This window comes from Rhodobium gokarnense (assembly GCF_025961475.1).
Taxonomy (GTDB): Bacteria; Pseudomonadota; Alphaproteobacteria; order Rhizobiales; family Rhodobiaceae; genus Rhodobium; species Rhodobium gokarnense.
The window spans coordinates 1-20759 of sequence record NZ_JAOQNS010000005.1 but is presented as its reverse complement, the minus strand read 5'-3'; the positions used below and the strand labels follow the sequence as shown (position 1 = coordinate 20759).

At 64.4% G+C, this 20759-nt stretch carries 19 protein-coding genes; 11 read left to right on the top strand and 8 right to left on the bottom strand.

The features are described 5' to 3' along the window. Position 1: 1 nt before the first annotated feature. From M2319_RS09825 to M2319_RS09815, 3 genes are all read right to left on the bottom strand, one after another. Positions 2-1120 carry a 1-propanol dehydrogenase PduQ gene (locus tag M2319_RS09825; protein ID WP_264601287.1) on the bottom strand — a complete coding sequence of 373 codons (1119 nt, stop codon included), beginning with the start codon at positions 1118-1120 and terminating at the stop codon, positions 2-4. Positions 1121-1265: 145 nt separating this feature from the next. Then, positions 1266-3815 carry a glycyl radical protein gene (locus tag M2319_RS09820; RefSeq protein ID WP_319801776.1) on the bottom strand — a complete coding sequence of 850 codons (2550 nt, stop codon included), beginning with the start codon at positions 3813-3815 and terminating at the stop codon, positions 1266-1268. A gap of 59 nt (positions 3816-3874) precedes the next feature. Beyond that, entirely contained in the window at positions 3875-4465 is a 591-nt protein-coding gene (locus M2319_RS09815; RefSeq protein ID WP_264601286.1) for a DJ-1/PfpI family protein, read from the bottom strand. A gap of 710 nt (positions 4466-5175) precedes the next feature. On the opposite strand from M2319_RS09815, the gene M2319_RS09810 reads away from it, so the two are divergent. The 5 genes from M2319_RS09810 (at position 5176) to M2319_RS09790 (ending at position 10338) form a co-directional block, all read left to right on the top strand. Further along, a complete protein-coding gene (locus M2319_RS09810) occupies positions 5176-6087 on the top strand; it encodes a permease (RefSeq protein WP_264601285.1) in 912 nt (303 codons plus the stop codon). 161 nt (positions 6088-6248) lie between these two features. After that, positions 6249-7499, top strand: coding sequence for an acetate/propionate family kinase (locus M2319_RS09805; protein WP_264601284.1), 1251 nt, complete (start codon positions 6249-6251; stop codon positions 7497-7499). 194 nt (positions 7500-7693) lie between these two features. Continuing rightward, a complete protein-coding gene (locus M2319_RS09800) occupies positions 7694-8035 on the top strand; it encodes a hypothetical protein (RefSeq protein WP_264601283.1) in 342 nt (113 codons plus the stop codon). A gap of 380 nt (positions 8036-8415) precedes the next feature. Continuing rightward, positions 8416-9462 (top strand): tRNA dihydrouridine(20/20a) synthase DusA, encoded by a 1047-nt coding sequence (dusA, locus tag M2319_RS09795; protein ID WP_264601282.1) that lies wholly within the window; start codon positions 8416-8418, stop codon positions 9460-9462. Positions 9463-9507: 45 nt separating this feature from the next. Beyond that, the gene (locus tag M2319_RS09790) at positions 9508-10338 is read left to right on the top strand and encodes a sulfite exporter TauE/SafE family protein (protein ID WP_264601281.1); all 831 of its coding nucleotides are present in this window, start codon (positions 9508-9510) and stop codon (positions 10336-10338) included. A gap of 121 nt (positions 10339-10459) precedes the next feature. Here the strand turns inward: M2319_RS09790 and M2319_RS09785 are convergent, their stop codons facing one another. After that, positions 10460-11164, bottom strand: a complete 705-nt coding sequence (locus tag M2319_RS09785; RefSeq protein WP_264601280.1) for a retropepsin-like aspartic protease family protein — start codon at positions 11162-11164, stop codon at positions 10460-10462. Continuing rightward, on the bottom strand, positions 11161-11358 hold the full coding sequence (locus M2319_RS09780) for a DUF1289 domain-containing protein (RefSeq protein WP_264601279.1): 198 nt from the start codon (positions 11356-11358) through the stop codon (positions 11161-11163). Before M2319_RS09780 ends, M2319_RS09785 begins: the two co-directional genes overlap by 4 nt. Before the next feature lie 246 nt (positions 11359-11604). On the opposite strand from M2319_RS09780, the gene cobT reads away from it, so the two are divergent. Continuing rightward, on the top strand, positions 11605-12639 hold the full coding sequence (cobT, locus tag M2319_RS09775) for a nicotinate-nucleotide--dimethylbenzimidazole phosphoribosyltransferase (protein ID WP_264601278.1): 1035 nt from the start codon (positions 11605-11607) through the stop codon (positions 12637-12639). A 21-nt stretch (positions 12640-12660) separates the two neighbouring features. Here the strand turns inward: cobT and M2319_RS09770 are convergent, their stop codons facing one another. Beyond that, the gene (locus tag M2319_RS09770) at positions 12661-14193 is read right to left on the bottom strand and encodes a sensor histidine kinase (RefSeq protein WP_264601277.1); all 1533 of its coding nucleotides are present in this window, start codon (positions 14191-14193) and stop codon (positions 12661-12663) included. A gap of 141 nt (positions 14194-14334) precedes the next feature. Here M2319_RS09770 and M2319_RS09765 point away from each other — a divergent pair, with 141 nt between their 5' ends. From M2319_RS09765 to M2319_RS09750, 4 genes are all read left to right on the top strand, one after another. Continuing rightward, positions 14335-14838: a thermonuclease family protein gene (locus M2319_RS09765; RefSeq protein WP_264601276.1), complete on the top strand. Its 504-nt coding sequence runs from the start codon at positions 14335-14337 to the stop codon at positions 14836-14838. A gap of 99 nt (positions 14839-14937) precedes the next feature. Beyond that, positions 14938-15579, top strand: coding sequence for a glutathione S-transferase family protein (locus M2319_RS09760; protein ID WP_264601275.1), 642 nt, complete (start codon positions 14938-14940; stop codon positions 15577-15579). A gap of 29 nt (positions 15580-15608) precedes the next feature. Then, a complete protein-coding gene (locus M2319_RS09755; protein ID WP_264601619.1) occupies positions 15609-16253 on the top strand; it encodes a uracil-DNA glycosylase family protein in 645 nt (214 codons plus the stop codon). Continuing rightward, positions 16250-16585: a YARHG domain-containing protein gene (locus M2319_RS09750; RefSeq protein WP_264601274.1), complete on the top strand. Its 336-nt coding sequence runs from the start codon at positions 16250-16252 to the stop codon at positions 16583-16585. The genes M2319_RS09755 and M2319_RS09750 overlap by 4 nt, the downstream gene beginning before the upstream one ends. 85 nt (positions 16586-16670) lie before the next feature. Here M2319_RS09750 and M2319_RS09745 read toward each other — a convergent pair whose 3' ends face one another. Further along, positions 16671-17144, bottom strand: a complete 474-nt coding sequence (locus tag M2319_RS09745) for a TIGR01244 family sulfur transferase (protein WP_264601273.1) — start codon at positions 17142-17144, stop codon at positions 16671-16673. 211 nt (positions 17145-17355) lie between these two features. On the opposite strand from M2319_RS09745, the gene M2319_RS09740 reads away from it, so the two are divergent. Further along, on the top strand, positions 17356-17832 hold the full coding sequence (locus tag M2319_RS09740) for an Lrp/AsnC family transcriptional regulator (protein WP_111432780.1): 477 nt from the start codon (positions 17356-17358) through the stop codon (positions 17830-17832). A gap of 39 nt (positions 17833-17871) precedes the next feature. On the opposite strand, the gene M2319_RS09735 is transcribed toward M2319_RS09740, so the two are convergent. Further along, positions 17872-20759: leucine-rich repeat domain-containing protein (locus M2319_RS09735; RefSeq protein WP_264601272.1), on the bottom strand; the 2888-nt coding region annotated here is incomplete at its 5' end.

Here is a 20759-nt window from a genome sequence, read left to right as displayed (position 1 = left end):
GCTATCCGCCGACGCTGGCGAGCAGGCTCTCCAGCTCGGGTTGGGATGGCTTGCGGGGATTGCTGGCCGTGCAGGCATCGGCCAGTGCGGCCGCTGCGATCTCCGACCGGATGCAGCCGAACTCCTTGATGTCGACACCAAGTCCACTGAGGGTCGACGGGATGGCGAAACGGGTGTTGAGGGCCTCAATGGCCCGGATCAGGCCGCGCACGCCGGCCCGCGTGCTGGGCACGTCGAGGCCGATCCGCCGGGCGATGCGGGCGTAGCGATCCGCCGCGTCGGGATTTGCGGCGTTGAAGGCGATCACGGCCGGCAGCAGCACCGCGTTGAGGCGGCCGTGGATCACGTGGAGCCGGCCGCCAAGCGCGTGGGCGAGGCCGTGACTGATGCCGAGGCCGGCGGCGGTGAAGGCGAGGCCGGCCAGGCAGGAGGCCTGGTGCATCGCCTCGCGCGCCTCCATGTCGTCGCCGTTCTCGTAAGCCCTCGGCAGATTGGCGAAGGCGAGCTCAAGCGACTTTTCGGCAAAGGCGTCGGTGAAATGGGAGGCGCCGGTGGCGACCATGGCTTCAAGGCCGTGGGTGATCACGTCCATCCCCGTATCGGCGGTCACCTTGGCGGGTGCCGTGCGCACGAACTCCGCATCGAGCAGGGCGACGTCGGGGATGAGGTCCGGCGAGATCAGCGGAAACTTGCGGCCTTTGTCCGGATCGGAGATGACGGCAAAGGCGGTGACTTCGGACCCGGTACCGCTGGTGGTGGGAATGGCGACGAACGGGATCGTGCGGCTGGTGTCCGTTTCGCGGACGATCGCGAGAATGGCCTTGGCCGCATCGATCGGCGAGCCGCCGCCAAGCGCCACCAGAACGTCGGGGCGGAACTCGGCGAAAATGCGGGCGCCCTTGGAAATCGTCGCAACCGGCGGCTCGGGAACCGCTTCATCGAAGACCAGGACGTCGCAATCGGCGAGATAGCCCATGACGCGATCGAGCGGGCCGGAGCCGGCCATGAACGCGTCGGTGACGATGCCCACCTTCTGTCCGCGATAGGCGTGGAGGCGTTCCAGCAGTCCGGGTCCGAAGACGATTTCTGTCCGTAGCGAGAAGCTCTGGTAGCGTGCCATCGAAACACCTGTCCTTTGCGGACCTTTGCGGGGTGACCGGGCGGGGGCGGCCGGCGAGAGCGATCAAAAAAAGGTCGGTCCCGCCGGATGTCCTCGCCCGGGGATCGTGCGCGCGGGAGAGGAGCCCGCGCGCCGGTTTTCGTGCCTAGAACGTCTGTTCCGTGCGGCTGATGATGTCGTCCTGCACTTCCTTGGCGAGCACGACGAACTGGGCGGAGTAGCCGGCCACGCGGACCACCAGGTCCCTGTGCGCTTCCGGGTCCTTCTGGGCATCGAGCAGGGTCTGCCGGTCGATCACGTTGAACTGCACGTGCATGCCCTTGTGGTCGAAGTAGGAGCGCACCAGGGAGGCGAAGTTTTTCAGGCCGCCGTCGCCGGCAAGGGCGGATGGCAGGAACTTCTGATTGTAGAGCGTTCCGTTAGACGCGATGAAGTGGTCGAGCTTGGCAACCGAGTTGGCCGCCGCCGTCGGTCCCTTGACGTCCTTGCCCTGGCGCGGCGAGACGCCGTCGGCGAGCGGCGCCTTGGCCGGCCGGCCGTCGGGCAGTGCCGCGACGTCCTTGCCGAACAGCACGTTGGCGGAGACCGGGTAGATGCCGGCCTGGAACTGTCCACCGCGCGGATTGGTGTATTTCTCCACTTCCTTGCAGTAGATCTGAGCGCACTTGCGGGCGATCAGGTCGACGTCGTCGATGTCGTTGCCGAAGCAGGGCGCGCTGTCGAGCATCCGGCGGATGCTTTCGTACTTGCCCTCGCCGGCACCGTTGCCGCCATTGGCCGCGAGCGTCCGGTAGACCTCGTCCTTCAGGGTCGACATGTCGGTCGAGCTGCTGTTGACCAGCACCTGGCGGACCGCCGCATAGACCTGTTCTTCGGTCGGCTCGCCATTGGCAGCGGCCGTCGAGGCACCGGCAGCAAGACCGAAATTGGCGTCCAGCGCCGCCTTCAGGTCGGCCATGTTGAGGGTCTTTTCGTCGAAGACGAACTTTTTCATGGCATAGACGGAGTCACCGGTGTCGGCGACGCCGAAGGCCTGCGGGCCGGTGAAGTTGTAGATCGCGCCGCCTTCCTGGACGGACTTGCCGGAGCCCATGCAGTCGTCGACCATGGCCGACAGGAAGGGCAGGGGCGCCCGCTCGGCATGGGCGTAGTCGACGCAGTTGTCGGCCTCCACCAGGTGCTTCACGAAGAACGCCATCTGCGTCTGGAAGGCGTCGTAGAAGTCGTCGAGGGAGGTCCAGCTCGTCATCCCGCCGGTCACCGGGCCGAGCTGAGTGTCGCCCACCTTGCCGCCGTTCAGCGTGATTTCCAGGACCTTGGCGACGTTGAAGAAGGCCGCGTCGTGCCAGCCTTCGGTCTTGTGGATCGCCTGCGGCTCGACGCAGCCGACGATGCCGTAGTCGCGCGCATCGGCGAGCGCCACGCCGCGGTTCTGCAGGGCCGGGATGATGACCTCGTCATTGTAGACGGCGGGGACGCCAAGGCCGAGGCGGACGACTTCGGCCGCCCGGTACAGAAACTCGTCGGGCGTGCCCTGCCAGACGCGGATCGAGAACGACGGTGCCGGCAGGCGGACATGGGCGACCGCTTCCATGCACATATACGAGACGTCGTTGGTGGCATCGAGACCATCGGCGGTCTGGCCGCCGACGCACAGGTTCTGGAACACTGCATAGCCGGCAAAGGCCTGGGCCGAGACTTCGTCGCGGGTCTTGTTGACGTCGTTCAGCTTGATCCAGATGCAGTCGACCAGTTCCTGCGCGAATTCGCGGCTGATCGACGTATCGGCCTGCAGGTAGGGGTCCATGTACTGGTCGAAGCGGCCCGGGGAGATCGAGTGGCCGCTGGATTCGATCTGCAGCATGCACTGCACGAACCACATCGTCTGGCAGGCTTCCCAGAAGGTCGAGGCACCGTTTTCCGGCACGCGGCGGCAGTTCTGGGCGATCTGCTGCAGTTCCTGCTTGCGCGTCGGATTGCTTTCCGTGCGGGCAAGCTCTTCGGCCTTGTCGGCGTAGCGATGGGCGAAGTTGATCGCCGCATTGTAGGTGATGATGATCGCGTTATAGAACTGCTGCTTCTTGATGTAGGACGGATCCATCTGGTCGAGCTCATCGAGCTTCTTGACCGCATCGGCGATCACGCCGCGGAAGCCGATCGCCAGGATCTTGCCGTAGTCGACGCAGACATGGCCGACGCCGCCGAAGAAGTAGTTGCCGACGGTGAAGACGCCGTTGGCCATGCAATCCTTGGTTTTCTTCGACATGTAGGAGGTGGCCAGGTCGCTGGTCGTCTTGCCGGGCCAGTATTTGAAGGCCTCGTGCAGCTCCGCTGCCGTCTCTTTGGGAATTTCGAACGGGTCGGCCATGCGGGTGGCCATCGTGTCGAATTCCTTCTCGACCCAGTCGAAGGAGAATTCGGGGCAGATCTCGGTGGACCGCGGGTTCTTGGTGATGGACCCGACGACCAGCTCGTCGTCGCGGATGGTGATCGGAAGCTCGTTAAAGATCTTCTCGGCCACCTTGGCGCGGCGCAGGATCGCCGGAAGCCCTTCTGTGGTCTTGTAGGCTTCGGTGGCCAGGACCGCGCGTTCGGATTCCACGTGCGGCCGCGCGTTCAGGATCTGGTTTTTCAACCGGATGACGCGGTCGGTTGGGGTCGTAAAACCCTTCTCAATCATCATCTTCTGCAGCATCATCTTCTCCAGGCTGGGACGATCCGCCGGACCCTTTCGGCCCGTCGGCGCCGGTTTCTTCAGGTCAGGATCTGCGGGTCGACGAGCCTCACGAAGGCACGCAGCAGGCCCGGATGACCGGGCCAGGCGGGCGCCGTTGCAAGATTGCCATCGAGAACCGTCTCTTCCGGTTCGACCGCGACGTAGTCGCCGCCAACGGCGCGGATTTCGGGGGCGACGGCCGGATAGGCCGTCAGCCGGCGCCCTTTGACGACGTCGGCCGCCGCCAGGATCTGCGGTCCGTGGCAGATCGCGGCGACCGGCCGACCGGCGGCCATGAAGGCGCGGGTCAGGGCGAGGATGTCAGGATCGAGGCGCAGATATTCGCAGGCCCGTCCGCCGGCAAGGTAGAGGCCGGCATAGTGGTCCGCCTCGACGAACGCGAAGGCGGCGTTGAGCCGGAACATGTGGCCGGGCTTTTCGCTGTAGGTCTGGTCGCCTTCGAAGTCGTGGATGGCGGTCTTGATGACCTCGCCTGCGCGCCTGCCGGGGCAGGCGGCATCGACAGCCAGGCCGGCCATCTGCAGCGCCTGAAACGGGACCATCACTTCATAGTCTTCGGAGAAATCTCCGACGAGCATGAGGATTTTCTGGGTTCCGCTTCGGGACATAATACGTCGCCGCCAAACTTGCCGTGTGTTTGGAGAAAACGTATTCCTCGTCTCGTAAAACGGTCAACGAGAGTAGTTTGACAAGTTCTGGTAATAATTTGATCCGGCCGTCATGGGCTAATAAAGCGCAGAAACGCTGGATTCCCGACAGATGTCCGGGTAGTTCTGCCAAGGTCAAGAAATGACCGGGAAAGGGTAATTTTTTGACTTGAAGGGTAATTTCTTGTCCTGTGCGGCGCACAAGTGTGGTGCCCCGCTGCCGCCGTCTCGCGCCGACCCGCTCCCCGCAAGCGCATAAGTCATTGAAACCTCAAAACAAGAATCGGCCGCCAAGGGTCGGCGCCGAGGAAGAATAGGCTTCTCAAGCGCTATTTTCTCCGGATCGTATTGGTTTTTGCAAGAAATTACCATCTGAAGCCAAGTCCATCTCGTTGACCCATTATTTTAAATAGACATACGATTTCGGCGATCGAAGCATCCGACTGCGGATCACTTCGGTTTTTGTGTATCCCAAGGCACATCAGTTTAGCCTGGATGATGTTCATCGCCGGGAACGGGGATCTTGTGCGCGGTTTCGAAGAATAGGGCGAAAGCCCGGGCACGACCGAGCCATCGACATCGGGTTCGGCACGCGACATCGAAGCGGTGACCACGCCCTCGGCCGAGCATCACGTGCGGCGCTGTGCCGATGACATCATACGAGGGAAAACATGAGTGCGATCGGTCTCCTCGTCGCCTTTGGCGGCGGTATTTTCGGCGCCGCGATCGGGGCTCTTCCGGCCTTCGCCTTCGTCGGCTTTCTGACCATGTTCGGCGTTGCCATCCAGCTCGCCGTCGCGCCCGAGGCGACGACCTTCTTCAGCATCCCGTTCGACGCCTTCGGCCCGCAGGCAGGCGGTTTCGCCTCCGGCGTCGCGGCGGCCGCCTATGCGGCCTGCAAGGGCAAGCTCGACAGCGGCCGCAACATCGTGACCGCCGGCATGGGGCTCAACAGCCCCGATGTGCTGCTGGTCGGCGGCGCCTTCGGCATTATCGGCTATGTGGTTGTCTGGCTCGTCGGCATGGTGCCGAATTTCGGCCCGGGCCTTGCCTGGACCGACTATCCCGGCCTCGGCGTGGTGATTTCCGCGTTCATTGCGCGCTTCGCCTGGGGCACCTGCGGCTTCTGCGGCAAGGCGCCGGAAGGCGAGCGTTTCTTTCACCCGACTGATGCCACCAAGTGGCTGGCGTTCCAGAGCGATGTCGGCCAACTCGTGGTGATCGGTATCGGCGTCGGCCTGTTCGGCGGCTGGCTCGGCGTGACCTACGGCACGCCCGGTGCGCTGCTCGCCTTCGGCATCGCGGCGGCAAGCCTGTTGCTCCTGACGCTCGGCGTGCTGACGCCGGTGACCCACCATATCGCGCTTCCGGCGGCCATCGTCGGCGTGGCGTCGGGCAGCATCATCTGGGCGGCGATCGCGGGGCTCATCTGCGCCTTCGTCGGCGAGTTGTTCGCCCGCGTCTTCCTGTGCCGCGGGGACACCCATATCGACCCGCCGGCCTGCACCATCGCGGCCATGACCACGGTCTTCAACTTCCTGACATGGATCGGTTTCTGGGCCTTCCTGCCGATCCCGATCTGATCACCAAGACGGCGATGCCGCCGGCGACGGGCGGCACGAGGCATCCTCCCTGTCACCCATTGCCTCGTGCCGCCCGGTCGCGCCTTGAAAATCCGATGGACGCTGAATGCGCCTGCGGCCCCCGCACCGCGACATGACGTGCCGCAACATGAGGAGAAACCATGATCCTGACCATCAACTGCGGCAGTTCGAGCTTGAAATACCGGCTCTACAACGCCGACCTGACCGAGGTCGTCGCCACGGGGCTGATTGCGCGTATCGGCGAAGATGGCGCCTATTCCAAGCATCGTGCCGGCGACGGCGAGGTGTTCTTCCGCGGTCCCATCGCCGACCAGAGGGCGGCCTTCGACATCATGGCGGAAAACCTGATGCAGTCGGAATTTGCCGTCATCGATGGCCCCGAGGCGGTCACGGCGATTGGCCATCGTGCAGTCCATGGCGGCGACGTGTTCGTCGAGTCCACCGTCGTCGACGCCACCGTCATGGAGCAGCTTCAAGCCTGCGTCCGCTTCGCGCCGCTCCACAATCCCAGCAACATCGCCGGGATCGAAGAGTGCCGGCGGCGGTTCCCGGACGTGCCGAACGTCGTCGTCTTCGACACCGCGTTTCACCAGAGCGTGCCGCCCGAGGCGCATGTCTACGCACTGCCCTACGAACTCTATGCCGACCATGGCATCCGCCGCTACGGCTTCCACGGCACCTCGTGCCGCTATGTCAGCCAGGCAGCCGCCGACATCCTCAATCGCCCGATCGAGGATCTGGCCATGGTGGTCTGCCACCTCGGCAACGGGGTGACGCTCGATGCGGTCAAGGGCGGCCGGTCGGTCGACACCAGCATCGGCTTCGGCACCTTCTGCGGCGTGCCGATGGGCACCCGCTCCGGCGACTTCGATCCGGCCATCATCTTCCATCTCGTCAAGGAGGTGGGCATGCCGCTCGAAGAGGTCGAGGCGCTTTGCTACCAGAGGAGCGGTCTCCTCGGCGTCTCCGGCGTCAGCAACGACATGCGCGAGGTGGTGACGCGGGCGGAGGCGGGCGACGAGCGTTGCGCCCTTGCCGTCGACATCTTCGTCTACCAGATCAAGAAGACCATCGGCGCCTACGCCGCCGCGATGGACGGGCTCGACGCGCTGGTCTTCACCGCCGGCATTGGCGAGAACAGCACGGAAATCCGCTCGCGCATCTGCGAAGGCCTCGGAGTGCTGGGCGTCAGGATCGACGAGCGCACCAACCTTTTGGTTCAGGACGGCCACACCAATATCAGCGCGCCCGGCGCGTCCGTCGCGACCCTGGTGGTGCCGACCGACGAGGAACGGATGATCGCGCTCGATACGGTCCGGCTGGTCACCGAAAGCGTGCGGATGCCCCCGCCGATAGCTTCCCAGGCACTCGCCCATGCGCAAGGCGCCTAGAGAGTGTCCCCAAGACCGGCAGCGGTTCAGCGCTGGCGATAGTTCATCGGAACTGAGCACCTAAGCCTGCGCTGCAAAGACAACGTCACGGGCAAGATAGCCGATGCGGTTGCCTGCCGCGTCCACGACGTCGATGCCGGGCAGGTTATTGCCGAGAATGCGGGCTTCCCGGCGTCTCCGGCATCTCCAACGACATGCGCGTTCTTCTGGAAAGCGACAGGCCGGAGGCGAGGGAGGCGGTCGATCTCTTCTGCTATCACGTCGCCAAGGAGACCGGCGCCCTAAGTTCCGCGCTCGCAGGTCTCGATGCGCTCGTCTTCACCGCCGGCATCGGCGAGCATTCCGCCCCGGTGCGCAGCCGTATCTGCGGCTATCTCGGATTCCCCGGCATCACCCCTAACGAGGTGGCCAACGAACGCGGCGACGCGGCCATTGCCGCTTCCGGGTCGCTGCCCGTCCATATCATCGTCACCAACGGGGAAGTCTTGATCGCACGGCACGCCGTCAATCTCCCGGACGTCAAGAGCGCGGCATGACGTTTCCCGCGGCTTCGTGGCTGCCGCAGAAACGGTGGCTGCGAACCTCGCCGATATTGCCGTGCGGACCCGCCGCTCTCCGGCAGGACGCGGCATGGCGAGCCGGCTTCGGGTGACCGACACACCTGCATCCGAACCCTCCGAGGCTTTGCCTATCTGGCCGTCGTCATTGATCCTTGCTCCCGTCGAGTTCTAAGGGCAGCAGGAAATGAGCACCGAGGGCGTTTAGGACCCCTGGGCTATTCAGGCGATGAGCCGGAACGTGGCATTGGGTGACATCGGACGTTGCACTTTGAAAATGGAATGAAATGAGCCACATATTGCGTTTGTAGGCAATGTCAGTCTGTCCAATCTCAAGGCCGCCCAGAATCTAAATATAAATGATTGAAGAATATACGAAGTTCGCCGTTGCGCCGATGATGGACTGGACGGATCGGCATTGCCGGTTTTTCCATCGGCTGCTGACACGTCGGGCGCTGCTCTATACGGAGATGGTGACGACGGGCGCGGTCATCCATGGCGATCGCGATCGGCTGCTTGGCTTTGGTCCCGCAGAGCACCCGGTGGCCCTGCAACTCGGTGGGTCCGATCCGGCCGACCTCGCCGAGGCCGCGTGCATTGCGGAGGACTTCGGCTATGACGAGGTCAACCTCAATGTCGGCTGCCCGTCGGACCGGGTGCAGTCCGGCCGCTTCGGCGCCTGCCTGATGGCCGAGCCGCGGCTCGTCGGCGACTGCATTGCGGCGATGAAGGCGGCGGTCGATATCCCGGTGACCGTCAAATGCCGCATCGGCATCGATGACCAGGACACCGAAACGGCCCTCGATGCGCTCGCCGATGCGGTCGTCGGCGCCGGCACCGACGCGCTCTGGGTCCATGCGCGAAAGGCCTGGCTGGAGGGGCTCAGCCCAAAGGAAAACCGCGACCTGCCGCCGCTCGACTACGACCGGGTCTATCGCCTGAAGGCGCGCCTGCCGGACGTCTTCGTCGGCATCAATGGCGGCATCGCCACGCTGGAGGAGGCGAGCGCCCACCTTGCCCATGTCGATGGCGTCATGCTCGGCCGCGCCGCCTACAAGGACCCAAGCTTGCTCGCCGCCGTCGACCGCGTCATCTACGGCGAGGCAGGACCGGATGCCGATCCGTTCGCCGTCGTCGACGGTCTCATCCCCTATATCGAGGCGGAGCTTGGTCGCGGCGCGCACCTGTCCCACATCACGCGCCACATCCTCGGCCTCTTCCAGGGCGTTCCGGGCGCCCGCGCCTGGCGCCGCATCCTGACGGTGGGGGCGGTGAAACCGGGTGCCGGCGTCGATGTGATCCGTGAGGCGCTCGCCGCGGTTGCGACGCACCCGCTGGACTCAGCCGTCGATTTGCGCGAGACAGGGCCAGCCGCTGCGCGCCGTTCTGCCGCAGCCGAGGGCTGAACACGCGTTTTTCCGGCAGACTTTTCCGGCAAACAGGACCCGACCATGGAAATCACCGCGCCGATCGGCGAAATCGTCATGCTCGCCGCCGCGCTGGCGACCGCCGGCGCCGTTGCCGGCGTGCTGGCCGGCCTCTTCGGCATCGGCGGCGGCGCCATCCTGGTGCCGGTGCTCTACCAGTTCCTGGCCTTTCTCGGCGTCGACGAGGCGGTGCGCATGCACCTGTCGGTCGGCACCTCGCTCGGCATCATCATCCCGACCTCGATCCGCTCGTTCCTCGCCCACAAGGCGCGTGGCGCCGTCGACATGGAGCTGCTGAAGACCTGGGCCATCCCGGTGCCTGCCGGCGTGGTCATCGGCTCGCTGATCGCCGCCTATGTCTCGGCCGACGGGCTGAAGCTGATCTTTGCCGTCATCGCGACCATCGTTGCCGCCAAGATGCTGTTCGACCGCGGCGGCCTGCGCCTCGGCGACGACATCCCCGGCAATCCGGTCCGCGCCATCATCGGCGGCTTCATCGGCCTCGTCTCGACGTTGATGGGCATCGGCGGCGGCGTCATGAACAACACCTTCATGACGCTCTACGGCCGGCCGATCCACCAGGCGGTCGCCACCTCGGCGGGCACGGGAACGCTGATCTCCGTTCCCGGCATGATCGGCTTCATGTGGGCCGGCTGGGGCGAACCCGGCCTGCCGCCGTTCTCGATCGGCTACGTCAACCTGCTGGCGATGCTTCTGGTGGTGCCGATCACGGTGATGGTCGCCCCGCTCGGCGTCAGCCTCGCCCACAAGCTGTCGCGCCGCGGACTGCAGCTCTTCTTCGGCATCTTTTTGTTGATTGTCGCCGTCCGCTTTGTCCTCAGCCTGTTCCTTTGACGAACCCGCTCCCGCTATCAACCGGCATTGACGACGTTCGGTTCAGCGTGCCGGGAGGATATGGCTGGCAGGGCCCTTGCCTGATCTCCCATGGCTCGCGGTCAATGCCGGTTCCAGGCCTTTATGGCCTTAAAATAAGCCGGTCGCCGCGGATCTCCGAGGACGAGGCGGCGTTCAGAAAATCCATGCCGAGGAGGCTGGTCTGAAGCGCGCCCGGGGCGGCAACGAACGCCTCGGCGTTGCTGAGCCCGATGCGCGAGCCGACCGAGATCCTGTCGAGCCGGACCGGTGCCACCAGCGCCCGTCCGTTGGCGGTGGAGACCGGGATCGAATAGTGGAGGGTGTTGACGTCGATGCCGGCGCGTTCCGCGTCGCGCTGGGTCAGCACGATGGAGCTCGCCCCGGTGTCGACGAGGAAGGAAATGCTCTCCCCGTCAACATCGGCGTCGACATGGAAATGGCCGTCGTTGGCCCGCATGACGGAGACGGCGCCGGAGCCGTCCGAGGTTTCCGCCACCATGCCGGGGACGAGCGCGGCCATGGTGCGCCGGCCGATCATCTCCAGGTCGTAGCGGAACGCGTAGAGCCCGACGAGGACGAGCGCCAGTCCGCCCCAGAACACGACGGCCTTGAACACCTCGCCCATTTTCGGCCGCGAGGCGAGCATGGAGCCGCCGAGGACGACGAGGAGGGCGATGAGGGCGGCAAGCCGCGGGCCCTCGAAATCGAGGATGTCCTCCGGCTGCGGCGGCCAGATCAGTTGCGCGCCGACGATCAGCCCGATGCCGATGGCGGCAAGGAGCGCCCAGACGAGCGGCCGGTTCATGTCGCCCCTCCGGGAGTGTTCGTCGCGCCTGCCGGAATCTCGCGGCCCTCCAGCTCCTTCAGGACGGCGCGCCTCTCCGCGTCGGAATAGGACGACCAGCGGGCGATCTCCTCGATGGTCCGCCCGCAGCCTTCGCAAAAGCCGCTGGCCGCGTCGATCCGGCAGATGTTCATGCAAGGGGAGGGGACGGCCATGGCTGCGGTCGCGTGCTCGTGATTGTGGGGCAGGGCTCTTTTCAGATAAGGGGACGGGGGAAAAAGGCAACCGCTACCGGCCGCACGGGATGTGCGCCGTGGTTGTGCGTCAATACGCCGGCGCCGCGTGCAGCTTTCTTGGACGTGCCGCCGGTGCGCCTGTTGCCGACAAAACTTGGCCGGTTATAGAGTGCCGCTCACGACTCGCCATACTGAAATCTGCAGAATCCCAAAGGAGCCAAACCGATGACATCGAGCGCAACGCAGGCGCCCTTCGACGACATCCGGGCGCTGTTGCAGTCCGTTCCGGGACCCGATGCCGATGCCGTCGCTGCCGTGCGAGCACGTGAGGCTGTCCTGACCAAGCCGCTCGGCTCGCTCGGGCGCCTGGAGGAAATCGCTGAATGGCTGGCCGCCTGGCAGCGGCGCGAAATGCCGAAGGTGGACATCGTCCGCGTCGCCATCTTCGCCGGCAACCACGGCGTCGCCGCGCGCGGCGTCTCGGCCTATCCGCCGGAAGTGACAAAGCAGATGGTCGCCAACTTCACCAATGGCGGCGCTGCCATCAACCAGATGTGCGCCTCCCAGGATTTCTCGCTGAGGGTCTATGAGCTGGCGCTGGACCATCCGACAGGCGACATCACCGAGACCGATGCGCTCGGCGAGCGCGACTGCGCGGCCACCATCGCCTACGGCATGGAGGCGATCGACGGCGACATCGACCTCCTTTGCATCGGCGAGATGGGGATCGCCAACACGGCGGTCGCAGCGGCGATTGCCCATTCGCTCTATGGCGGCGCGCCGGAAGACTGGGTCGGCCCCGGCACCGGCGTCGTCGGCCCCGGCCTTCAGGCCAAGATCGCCGCCGTCGATGCCGCGGCAAAGCGGATGAAGGCGGAGGGCGTTACCGACGGGCTGGAGATCCTGCGCCGGGTTGGCGGCCGCGAGATCGCCGGCATGGCCGGCGCCATCCTTGCCGGCCGGCACCACCGGGTGCCGGTCGTCGTCGACGGCTTCGTCGCGACATCCGCCGCCTGCGCGCTGCATGCGGTCAATCCGGACGCCATCGCCCACTGCATCTTTTCCCACCGCTCGGCCGAGCCGGCCCATACCCGCATGCTGGAATGCCTCGGTCAGACGGCCCTGCTCGATCTCGGCCTCAGGCTCGGCGAGGGCACGGGCGCGGCGCTCGCCGCCGGCATCATCCGCGTGGCGGCCGCCACCCATTCCGGCATGGCGACCTTCGAGGAAGCCGGCGTGGCAGCGAAATCGCAGGACTGAGACGGGCAGGGGCTTTTCGCGCTAGCGCATGTTGGCGCGCTTGCGCTGGGCGGCCTTGCGCTCTTCGATCGCCGGCATCACCTCCAGAACCCGCGACTGCGGGAAGGTGACGATCACCTCGGTGCCCTCGCGCAGCTTCGACCGGAGGTCGAAGGTGCCGCCATGCATCTTCATCAGCGCCTGGCAGATCGGCAGGCCGAGGCCGGTGCCCTGTTCGGCCGACTTGATCGCGATCGAGCCCTGGCCGAAGGACGACAGCACGATCGGGATTTCCTCTTCCGGGATGCCCGGGCCGGTGTCGCGCACCGAGACATACTGCCCGCCGCCGGCGGTCCAGCCGGCCTTGATGGTGATCTCGCCGCCCGGCGGCGTGAACTTCACCGCGTTCGACAGGATGTTGAGGATGACCTGGCGCACCGCCCGCTCGTCCGCCCACAGCTTCGGCATGTTCTGCTCGAACTGGTTGAAGATGCGGATGTCCTTGTTCTTGGCCTTCAGCGCGACGAGGTGCTGGCAGTCCTCCACGATGTAGAGGAGCGTCGCCGCCTCCTCCTGCAGCTCCTGGCGCCCGGCCTCGATCCGCGACAGATCGAGGATCTCGTTGATGAGGTTGAGCAGGTGCTCGCCGGAGGAGTGGATGTCGTTGGCGTAGTCCTTGTAGGTGGCGTTCTCCAGCGGACCGAGCAGCTCGTTCTTGATCACCTCGGAGAAGCCGAGAATGGCGTTCAGCGGCGTGCGCAGCTCGTGGCTCATGGTGGCGAGGAACCGCGACTTGGCAAGGTTCGCCTCTTCGGCCCGGCGGCGCGACTCGTCGGAGATGCCCTTGGCCTGCTCCAATTCGGCAATCAGCGCGTCCTTTTCCGCCTGGAAGGAAAGGGCGGCGAGCGCGGTCGAATAGAGCCGGTAGCCGAGCATCAGGAAGAAGATCTGCGCGCCCGCCGAGGTCACCGCCATGACGTAGTGGACAGGCACGTTGGAGGCCATATGGGCGAGCATGGAGCAGGCCGTGATCGGCACCGTTCCGGCCCAGATCGCCATCGGCATGTTGGACGCCAGCATGGTGACGACGGCGATGACGATGAGTAGCGCCGCGAACTGGAAGGTGACGAAGGCATTGCCGTCGCGCGACGGCAGGAAGAAGAACGCGCCCCAGCAAAGGCCCTGCACAAGGGCGACGGCGACGAAACGCCGGCGCCAGCTCTTCAGCCGCACGTCTTTCTGGTGCTTGCCGATGAGGCTGCGAAACAGCGACAGCTTGAAGGCGCTGGCGGCGAGCACCAGGCTGAGCCAGCTTATGACGAAACCCTTTTCCACCCACAGCGAGGCAATCAGCGCGGCAAGGACGGCGAGCGCCGGCAGCAGCAGGATCGAATTGAGGCCGCTGCGGGCATGCGCCAGCGTCAGCTCGTAGTCGAACGAAGCGCGCGTGCCGGTCTGCGAGGTCAGCCGCTCGCGCACGTCGCGCACCGCCCGCGTGACGTCGCGTCGCTTCTGCGCGCGCATCCGGCTGAGCAATGTCTTGTCGTCGCTGGCTGTGACCGTCGTTTCGGCCATCGACCGCCATACCTCAGGGTTTGCAAGGGGTTGAAAAAACCGCTTTCAATCGGCGCAATTCTTCGCCTTAAACGTTAACAACCACCTCAATTTTATGGTTAACGGCAAATGAGACGGACGAACCGGCGCACCGGGCGCAGATTGCCGAGACCACTTCTGGTTCTCCTCGTCCTCGGGCTCGTCCTTGCCGGGCTCCATCTGGACGACCTGATGGAGCTGTCAGGTATCGAAAACGACAAGGAATCCGTTGCCGGAACGCCCTATGTGGCAGACGGCGACAGCCTCACTTTCGGGGACGAGCGCGTGCGCCTCCTCGGCATCGATGCGCCGGAGCTGCGCCAGGACTGTTCGAACGATGCGGGCGCCTATCCGTGCGGCCGCCGCGCCCGCGATGCCCTCGCCGAATTGGTAAACGGAGGATACGTTTCCTGCCGCATTTCGGGGCGCGACCGGTACGATCGCGGCCTTGGCTGGTGCCGCCGCGACGGCGTCCTGCTCAACCGGGAAATGGTCCGGTCCGGCTGGGCGACGGCCGACTGGCGCTTCCTCGTCGAGGAAACGGAGGCCCGGCTCGCCGGTCGCGGCATCTGGCAGGGCCCGTTCCAGAGCCCCCGCGACTGGCGCCGTCTCCACCCCGCCAGGTGAGCGCCGGCGCGATTGAAAAGGGCAGCGCCGCCATGCAAGGCTTGGCGCAAGAAGAGGACAACGCGCCGGGGGAAAGACCGGCGGGAAGGGGGGGTCGGAATGAAGCTCTATGTGGACAGGTCCGGGGCGCCCAATCCGCGCCGGGCGCTCATGTTCCTCGCCGAAAAGGGCATCGACGTGCCGCTCGAACGGGTCGACCTCGGCAAGGCCGAGCACCTCTCGGAGGAATTCGCCGGCATCAACCCGCTGAAGCGCCTGCCGGTTCTGGTGCTCGACGACGGCACGGCGATTTCCGAATCCGTCGCCATTTCGCGCTATTTCGAGGAGATCCATCCCGAGCCGCCCCTGTTCGGCACCGGCGCGAAGGACAGGGCGCTGGTGGAGATGTGGAACCGCCGCATCGACCTCAATCTCGGCACCGCGGTGATGGCCGTGTTTCGCCACACCCATCCGGCGATGGCCGCCTTCGAGGTGCCACAGGTGCCGCAATGGGCCGAGGCCAACCGGCCGCGCCTGCTCGACTTCCTGCGGCTGTTGGATGGCGAACTGGCGGGCCGCGCCTTCGTCGCCGGCGACGGCTTTTCCATCGCCGATATCAGCGCCTATTGCTATGTGGAGTATCTGCGTCCCGCGCGCATGGCGGTGCCGGAGGACTGCACCTATCTGCTCGACTGGAAGGCGCGGATCGGCGCCCGGCCGAGCGCGGTGGCAACGGGCAGAGCGACGGGAGCGAAGACCTGACGGCAGGCACCAAAGCGCGGACAAAGGCGATAGGCGCTAAGGAGATCGAGGCGCTGGCTGAGGGCGTCGCCAATTGCCGGATCTGCCGCGATGCACCTGATGGCGCCCCATTGCCGCACGAGCCGCGCCCGGTGGTGCGCCTGTCGCGCACCGCGCGGCTCGCCATCTGCGGCCAGGCGCCGGGAACGCGCGTCCATGCCACCGGGCTTCCCTTCAACGATCCCTCGGGCGACCGGCTGCGCGACTGGATGGGGATCGACCGCGAGGTCTTCTATGACGCCTCGCGCCTTGCCATCGTTCCCATGGGCTTCTGCTTTCCCGGCCAGGACGACAAGGGCGGCGACCTGCCGCCGCGCCGGGAGTGCGCCAGCGCCTGGCACGACCGCCTGTTCGCCGCCATGCCCCAGCTCGAACTGGTGCTCGCCATTGGCCAGTACGCGCAGGCCTATCACCTGGGGCCCCTGCGCCGTCGCTCCATGACCGAGACGGTCGCCGCCTGGCGCGAGATCATGGCAGCGTCGTCCGGGCCGGCGATCCTGCCGCTGCCCCATCCGTCCTGGCGCAACACCGGCTGGCTGAAGAAAAATCAATGGTTCGAGGCCGAAATCCTGCCTATCCTGAAGGCCGAGGTGGCCCGGCTGACCGGGCGCCGAAGACGGGAGGGAACGAGATGAAAAAACCGTTTTCCGCAATCCTGACGGCGGCCTGCACCGGCACGGCACTGGCGTTCGGTTGCGGCGTGGCCAATGCCCAGGCCTTTTCCGTATTTCCGGACAGCTCGGAGCGGGCGCTCGCTAACTGGGAGCTTGAGAGCCTGAGCTGCCAGGACCTGTGGGTGGCGCGCAACGAGATCTATTACCGCAACGGCTATTGCTTCAAGACGAAGCGCGGCCGCAATTTCTTCGACAATTCCGGCTGCTCGACCAGCAATCCGCCGTTCTCGCGCGTGGAAAGCAACAACGTCGCCCGCATCAAGCGCATGGAAGGCAATCTCGGCTGCCGCTGACCGGCCGTCTTCCAACGAAAAACGCCGCCCGGCCCGATGAAGGGCCAGACGGCGCTGCGGGGCATCGCAACTGTTGAAGCGGCGGTCAGACCGCAGCCGCGTAGGCGGCCGCGTCGGCCGCGGCCGGTGCCATCGCGGCGCGCTCGATGAGTTCGTCTTCGACGATCGAGGCATCGATCCCGGCCCGCTCCATGATCTGAAGCGTCTCGGCGAGGCCGGTCTCGCCGACCGCGCCGAGCGCCCACAGATACGCGGAGCGCATTCCCGACTTGCAGTACATCAGCACCGGCCCGACGGCCCCGGAGAGCACGTCGGCAACGGCGTCGATGGCGTCGGGTTCGGTGATCTCATAGCCGGCGACCGGCACGTGGTGGAACGCCATGCCGAAGACGCCTGCGGTGTGCCGCGCGGCCTCGGACGAAAAGGCAACGCCCGGCTCGTCGTCCGGCCGGTTGCAGAGGATCGTGCGAAAGCCCATGGCCGCCGCCCGGGCGATATCGGTCTCCGACAGCTCCGGGGAAACGGAGATTTGCGGCGTCAGCGCGGTGAATTTGGCCATTGTTCGGTCTCCTTGGCGGCGGGCGCTGGGAGCGCTCTCGGCCGACCTTCGTCGTTGGGTTGAAAGGTAGCCGTTCGCGCGCCCAACTCAAGGCCGCCACGCGCCGAAATTAGAAGAAAAATCTAATTTTCCGCTTGCGATAGCCTGTTTGAGCAAATATGGAGAGAAATAGGGGGTAATAGAGGAAAATGGTTTTACCGGAGTGAAGCCGATGATCGACCGCGTCGACCGCAAGATCCTGTCCATCCTGCAAAAGGACTGCACCGTGCCCGTCGCCGAGATCGGCCGAAGGGTGGGCCTCTCGACGACGCCGTGCTGGCGCCGCATCCAGCGGATGGAGGAGGAGGGCGTGATCCAGGGCCGCGTCGCCGTGCTGGACCCGAAGAAGGTCAACGCCAAGGTGACGGTGTTCGTCGCCATCACCACCGACAAGCACACGGAGGACTGGCTGTCGCGCTTTGCCGAACTGATCAGCGAGTTCCCGGAGGTCGTCGAGTTCTACCGCATGAGCGGCCAGGTCGACTACATGCTCCGCGTCGTCGTCCCCGACATCGAAGCCTACGACGCCTTCTACAAACGCCTCATCGCCAAAATCGACATCGCCGACGTCTCCTCGTCGTTCGCCATGGAGCAGATCAAGTATACGACGGCCCTGCCGCTGAGTTACATTGAGGATAAGAAGGAGTAGGGGCTCACCAAAATCGGAAATACTTTAGAAATCAATTTCCTAATCGGATCCAGTATTGGCGTCCGAATCGTTGGAGGAAATGTCTTCAAAGCAGTACCTACCGTAGTCTTCGATATTGGCCGGCAATACCACATCGGCGACCGCAGTAAGGATCTCCCCGATGTCGGAGGCAAAGCGCTGCATGCGCCTATAGTGATTGAAATCCTTTTCCGACATGAGTTGATGCCCGACTTCCTTGGCCAAGGAATCGAGTTCATCGTATTGTTGCTGCCAGTGGGCACCCCAACGAAGACGGTCCGCCGCAGTGAATATGTTTGCACACGGCAAACGGTACACCCTGATCTTCTCTAGGAGGTCATCGTCCTTTAACCCGCTTCTCCTCCAGATATCGTACAACTCTTTCATGCAGAATGACGACTCCAAGTATTTTTTGCTAAGGATAATGCAAATCCGGTCGCCGGCGGACAGCATGTTCATGAAGTCGGAGATGCGGTCACCGACGTGGAGTTCATCTTTGTCGCGATAAACGGTTATGCCCCGGTCGCGGGCGTCGTTGCACAGGGCTTCCACGGCTTCGTCACGACCGCGGCCCTCGGGGGTCTCGTCACCCCAGGCATATGAGACGAATATCTTGGGCACAGCGGCCTCCTCACGCTGAAAGGCGAGTTCGAACTCTTCGGCTTTCTGGCGTATCTCGCTAGCTTGCGCGGTCAGGCCGAAGCGCTTCTGTTCCTGTTCGACGATCTCGCAGAGCGCTGCAAGCAGCGTTTTGGCCTGTCCTCGCTGGGCTGCAACACGGATGTCGCCCTTCCAGCCTTCGGCGCAGCGTTCTTCAACGATGCCCCGACTTCCTGTCCGGGTCTCGGACACATAAACGCCATGTCGCCAATAGTCGCCCGACAGTCCGGCTTGCGAACCGATCCGCGAAATGATGCCGCGCATCAGTCCGGGCGGCAGCAGGTCGAAGGCATAGGATTTTTCTTCCGTTGGGCGGTCGGCGTTCCATTTCTCGGCAACGGCCTGCGGTGACTCTTCGGGCAGAAGGTCGGGGGCGATGTATTCGGGGGCGCTGCCTTCGTCCGGATCGTTCCCGCTAACCCGAAAGCAAACCCCGCAGGATTCCATGAATGTGAGAAAAAGCTTCTGCTCATCGATGCTATAACCTTCAGCGTCCCACAGCAGGGATGCCAAATCGATCCGGTCGAAACGACCATGTCGACTTCTCGTCAGGCGTTGGTAGACATTTTCTCGATCGAAAATCGAATAGATCGCATCCAGAGCCCATTGCTGGTCGAGGATAATTCTGTCGCGAAACAATTCGCGCTGGTAGAACACTGTGCCGGTGTTGTGGAGATAGTCGAGCAGCAAGTCCTGATCGGAAATCCCACCAGCCTCAACGCATAGCGTTCTGAACTGGGCTTTGCTGAGTACCTGATTCCGGCGTTCGTTCACCGGCAGCTCCGTATCGGCCCGGTGCATTTCCTCCAATTGCCGTTTGACCGTCGCCCGGCCCGCCCCGATAACGTCGACCCCTCGCGTCTGGTCAAGCCATTTGATCGCCTCAATGATGGCGTCGTCCAGCGACGCCCTTCCTAGATCTTTGAGTGCGCTGTAGTGGACATGCTTGCAAAACGGAAAATCGGACCGGTTTTCAGCAGGCAATGGAGGTTCCAGAACCTCGTCGCGGGGGCCGTCGCACTGGTTCTGTATGATAATGAGTGGCGAGGTCGTGCCGCCGAATTGGCGAACATAGCTCAGCCAATATGCCAAAGGTTGATTGGCAAAGCGCATCCCGCCATATTCGTGCTCGATTGATCCTTCCGATTTTGTCGTCCAGACCAGCGGGAATATGGCGCGGCTCTTCATGAACAGCGCATGGGTGCCGTGATAGATGTCCTGGCCGCCAAAATCCCAGATTTGCATTTTTCTAGCAGGCTGGTTCTCCTTGCCGGTATGCGGCAGCGGGGCAGACAATATGCGAATGCCGTGCGTCGAAGGTTCCTTGCGATCGCCAAAGTCCTGTCCGCTCAACCGCCGACAGATTTTTGTCTTGCCGACGCGGCCGTTGCCGAGAATCATGACCTTGACGTCACCGATGGTTTCGCGGCCCTCGCCAAGGTCGCGAAAATGGGAGCGCAGTCGGGCCAGGCAGTTGTCGCCATAGTACTGCGAAAGCACTTCCGCCGGCACACTTGGCAACGTTGTATTCCACAGGGTTGCCGTTGAGAGAGATGGTCGAAACCAAAGTGTTTCGAAGTCGTCTGAAAGGTGGCAGCCGCTGCAATTGACCGTTTGGAGGTTTTCGAGGCCGGCGAGGGGCGCCAGGTCGCTGACCTGTGTGTCGCTGCAATCGATCTCTTGGAGGTTTTGGAGGCCGGCGAGGGGCGCCAGGTCGCTGACCTGTGTGTCGCTGCAATAGACCGTTTGGAGGTTTTGGAGGCCGGCGAGGGGCGCCAGGTCGCTGACCTGTGTGCGGCCGCAATTGACCGTTTGGAGGTTTTCGAGGCCGACGAGGGGCGCCAGGTCGCTGACCTGTGTGGACCAGCAATTGACCGTTTGGAGGTTCTCGAGGCCGGCGAGGGGCGCCAGGTCGCTGACCTGTGTGCGGCCGCAGTCGACCGTTTGGAGGTTTTCGAGGCCGGCGAGGGGCGCCAGGTCGCTGACCTGTGTGGACCAGCAATAGACCGTTTGGAGGTTTTGGAGGCCGGCGAGGGGCGTCAGGTCGCTGACCTGTGTGGACCAGCAATAGACCGTTTGGAGGTTCTCGAGGCCGGCGAGGGGCGCCAGGTCGCTGACCTGTGTGCGGCCGCAATTGACCGTTTGGAGGTTTTGGAGGCCGGCGAGGGGCGCCAGGTCGCTGACCTGTGTGCGGCCGCAATTGACCGTTTGGAGGTTTTGGAGGCCGGCGAGGGGCGCCAGGTCGCTGA

Bases quoted from the DNA above. Each gene is read 5' to 3' on its own strand.
- cobT (WP_264601278.1), top strand. From the start codon at position 11,605: ATGACATCGAGCGCAACGCAGGCGCCCTTCGACGACATCCGGGCGCTG.
- M2319_RS09740 (WP_111432780.1), top strand. From the start codon at position 17,356: ATGATCGACCGCGTCGACCGCAAGATCCTGTCCATCCTGCAAAAGGAC.
- M2319_RS09785 (WP_264601280.1), bottom strand. From the start codon at position 11,164: ATGAACCGGCCGCTCGTCTGGGCGCTCCTTGCCGCCATCGGCATCGGG.
- dusA (WP_264601282.1), top strand. From the start codon at position 8,416: ATGATTGAAGAATATACGAAGTTCGCCGTTGCGCCGATGATGGACTGG.
- M2319_RS09780 (WP_264601279.1), bottom strand. From the start codon at position 11,358: ATGGCCGTCCCCTCCCCTTGCATGAACATCTGCCGGATCGACGCGGCC.
- M2319_RS09805 (WP_264601284.1), top strand. From the start codon at position 6,249: ATGATCCTGACCATCAACTGCGGCAGTTCGAGCTTGAAATACCGGCTC.
- M2319_RS09760 (WP_264601275.1), top strand. From the start codon at position 14,938: ATGAAGCTCTATGTGGACAGGTCCGGGGCGCCCAATCCGCGCCGGGCG.
- M2319_RS09750 (WP_264601274.1), top strand. From the start codon at position 16,250: ATGAAAAAACCGTTTTCCGCAATCCTGACGGCGGCCTGCACCGGCACG.
- M2319_RS09810 (WP_264601285.1), top strand. From the start codon at position 5,176: ATGAGTGCGATCGGTCTCCTCGTCGCCTTTGGCGGCGGTATTTTCGGC.
- M2319_RS09790 (WP_264601281.1), top strand. From the start codon at position 9,508: ATGGAAATCACCGCGCCGATCGGCGAAATCGTCATGCTCGCCGCCGCG.
- M2319_RS09825 (WP_264601287.1), bottom strand. From the start codon at position 1,120: ATGGCACGCTACCAGAGCTTCTCGCTACGGACAGAAATCGTCTTCGGA.
- M2319_RS09800 (WP_264601283.1), top strand. From the start codon at position 7,694: ATGCGCGTTCTTCTGGAAAGCGACAGGCCGGAGGCGAGGGAGGCGGTC.
- M2319_RS09820 (WP_319801776.1), bottom strand. From the start codon at position 3,815: ATGCTGCAGAAGATGATGATTGAGAAGGGTTTTACGACCCCAACCGAC.
- M2319_RS09815 (WP_264601286.1), bottom strand. From the start codon at position 4,465: ATGTCCCGAAGCGGAACCCAGAAAATCCTCATGCTCGTCGGAGATTTC.
- M2319_RS09770 (WP_264601277.1), bottom strand. From the start codon at position 14,193: ATGGCCGAAACGACGGTCACAGCCAGCGACGACAAGACATTGCTCAGC.
- M2319_RS09745 (WP_264601273.1), bottom strand. From the start codon at position 17,144: ATGGCCAAATTCACCGCGCTGACGCCGCAAATCTCCGTTTCCCCGGAG.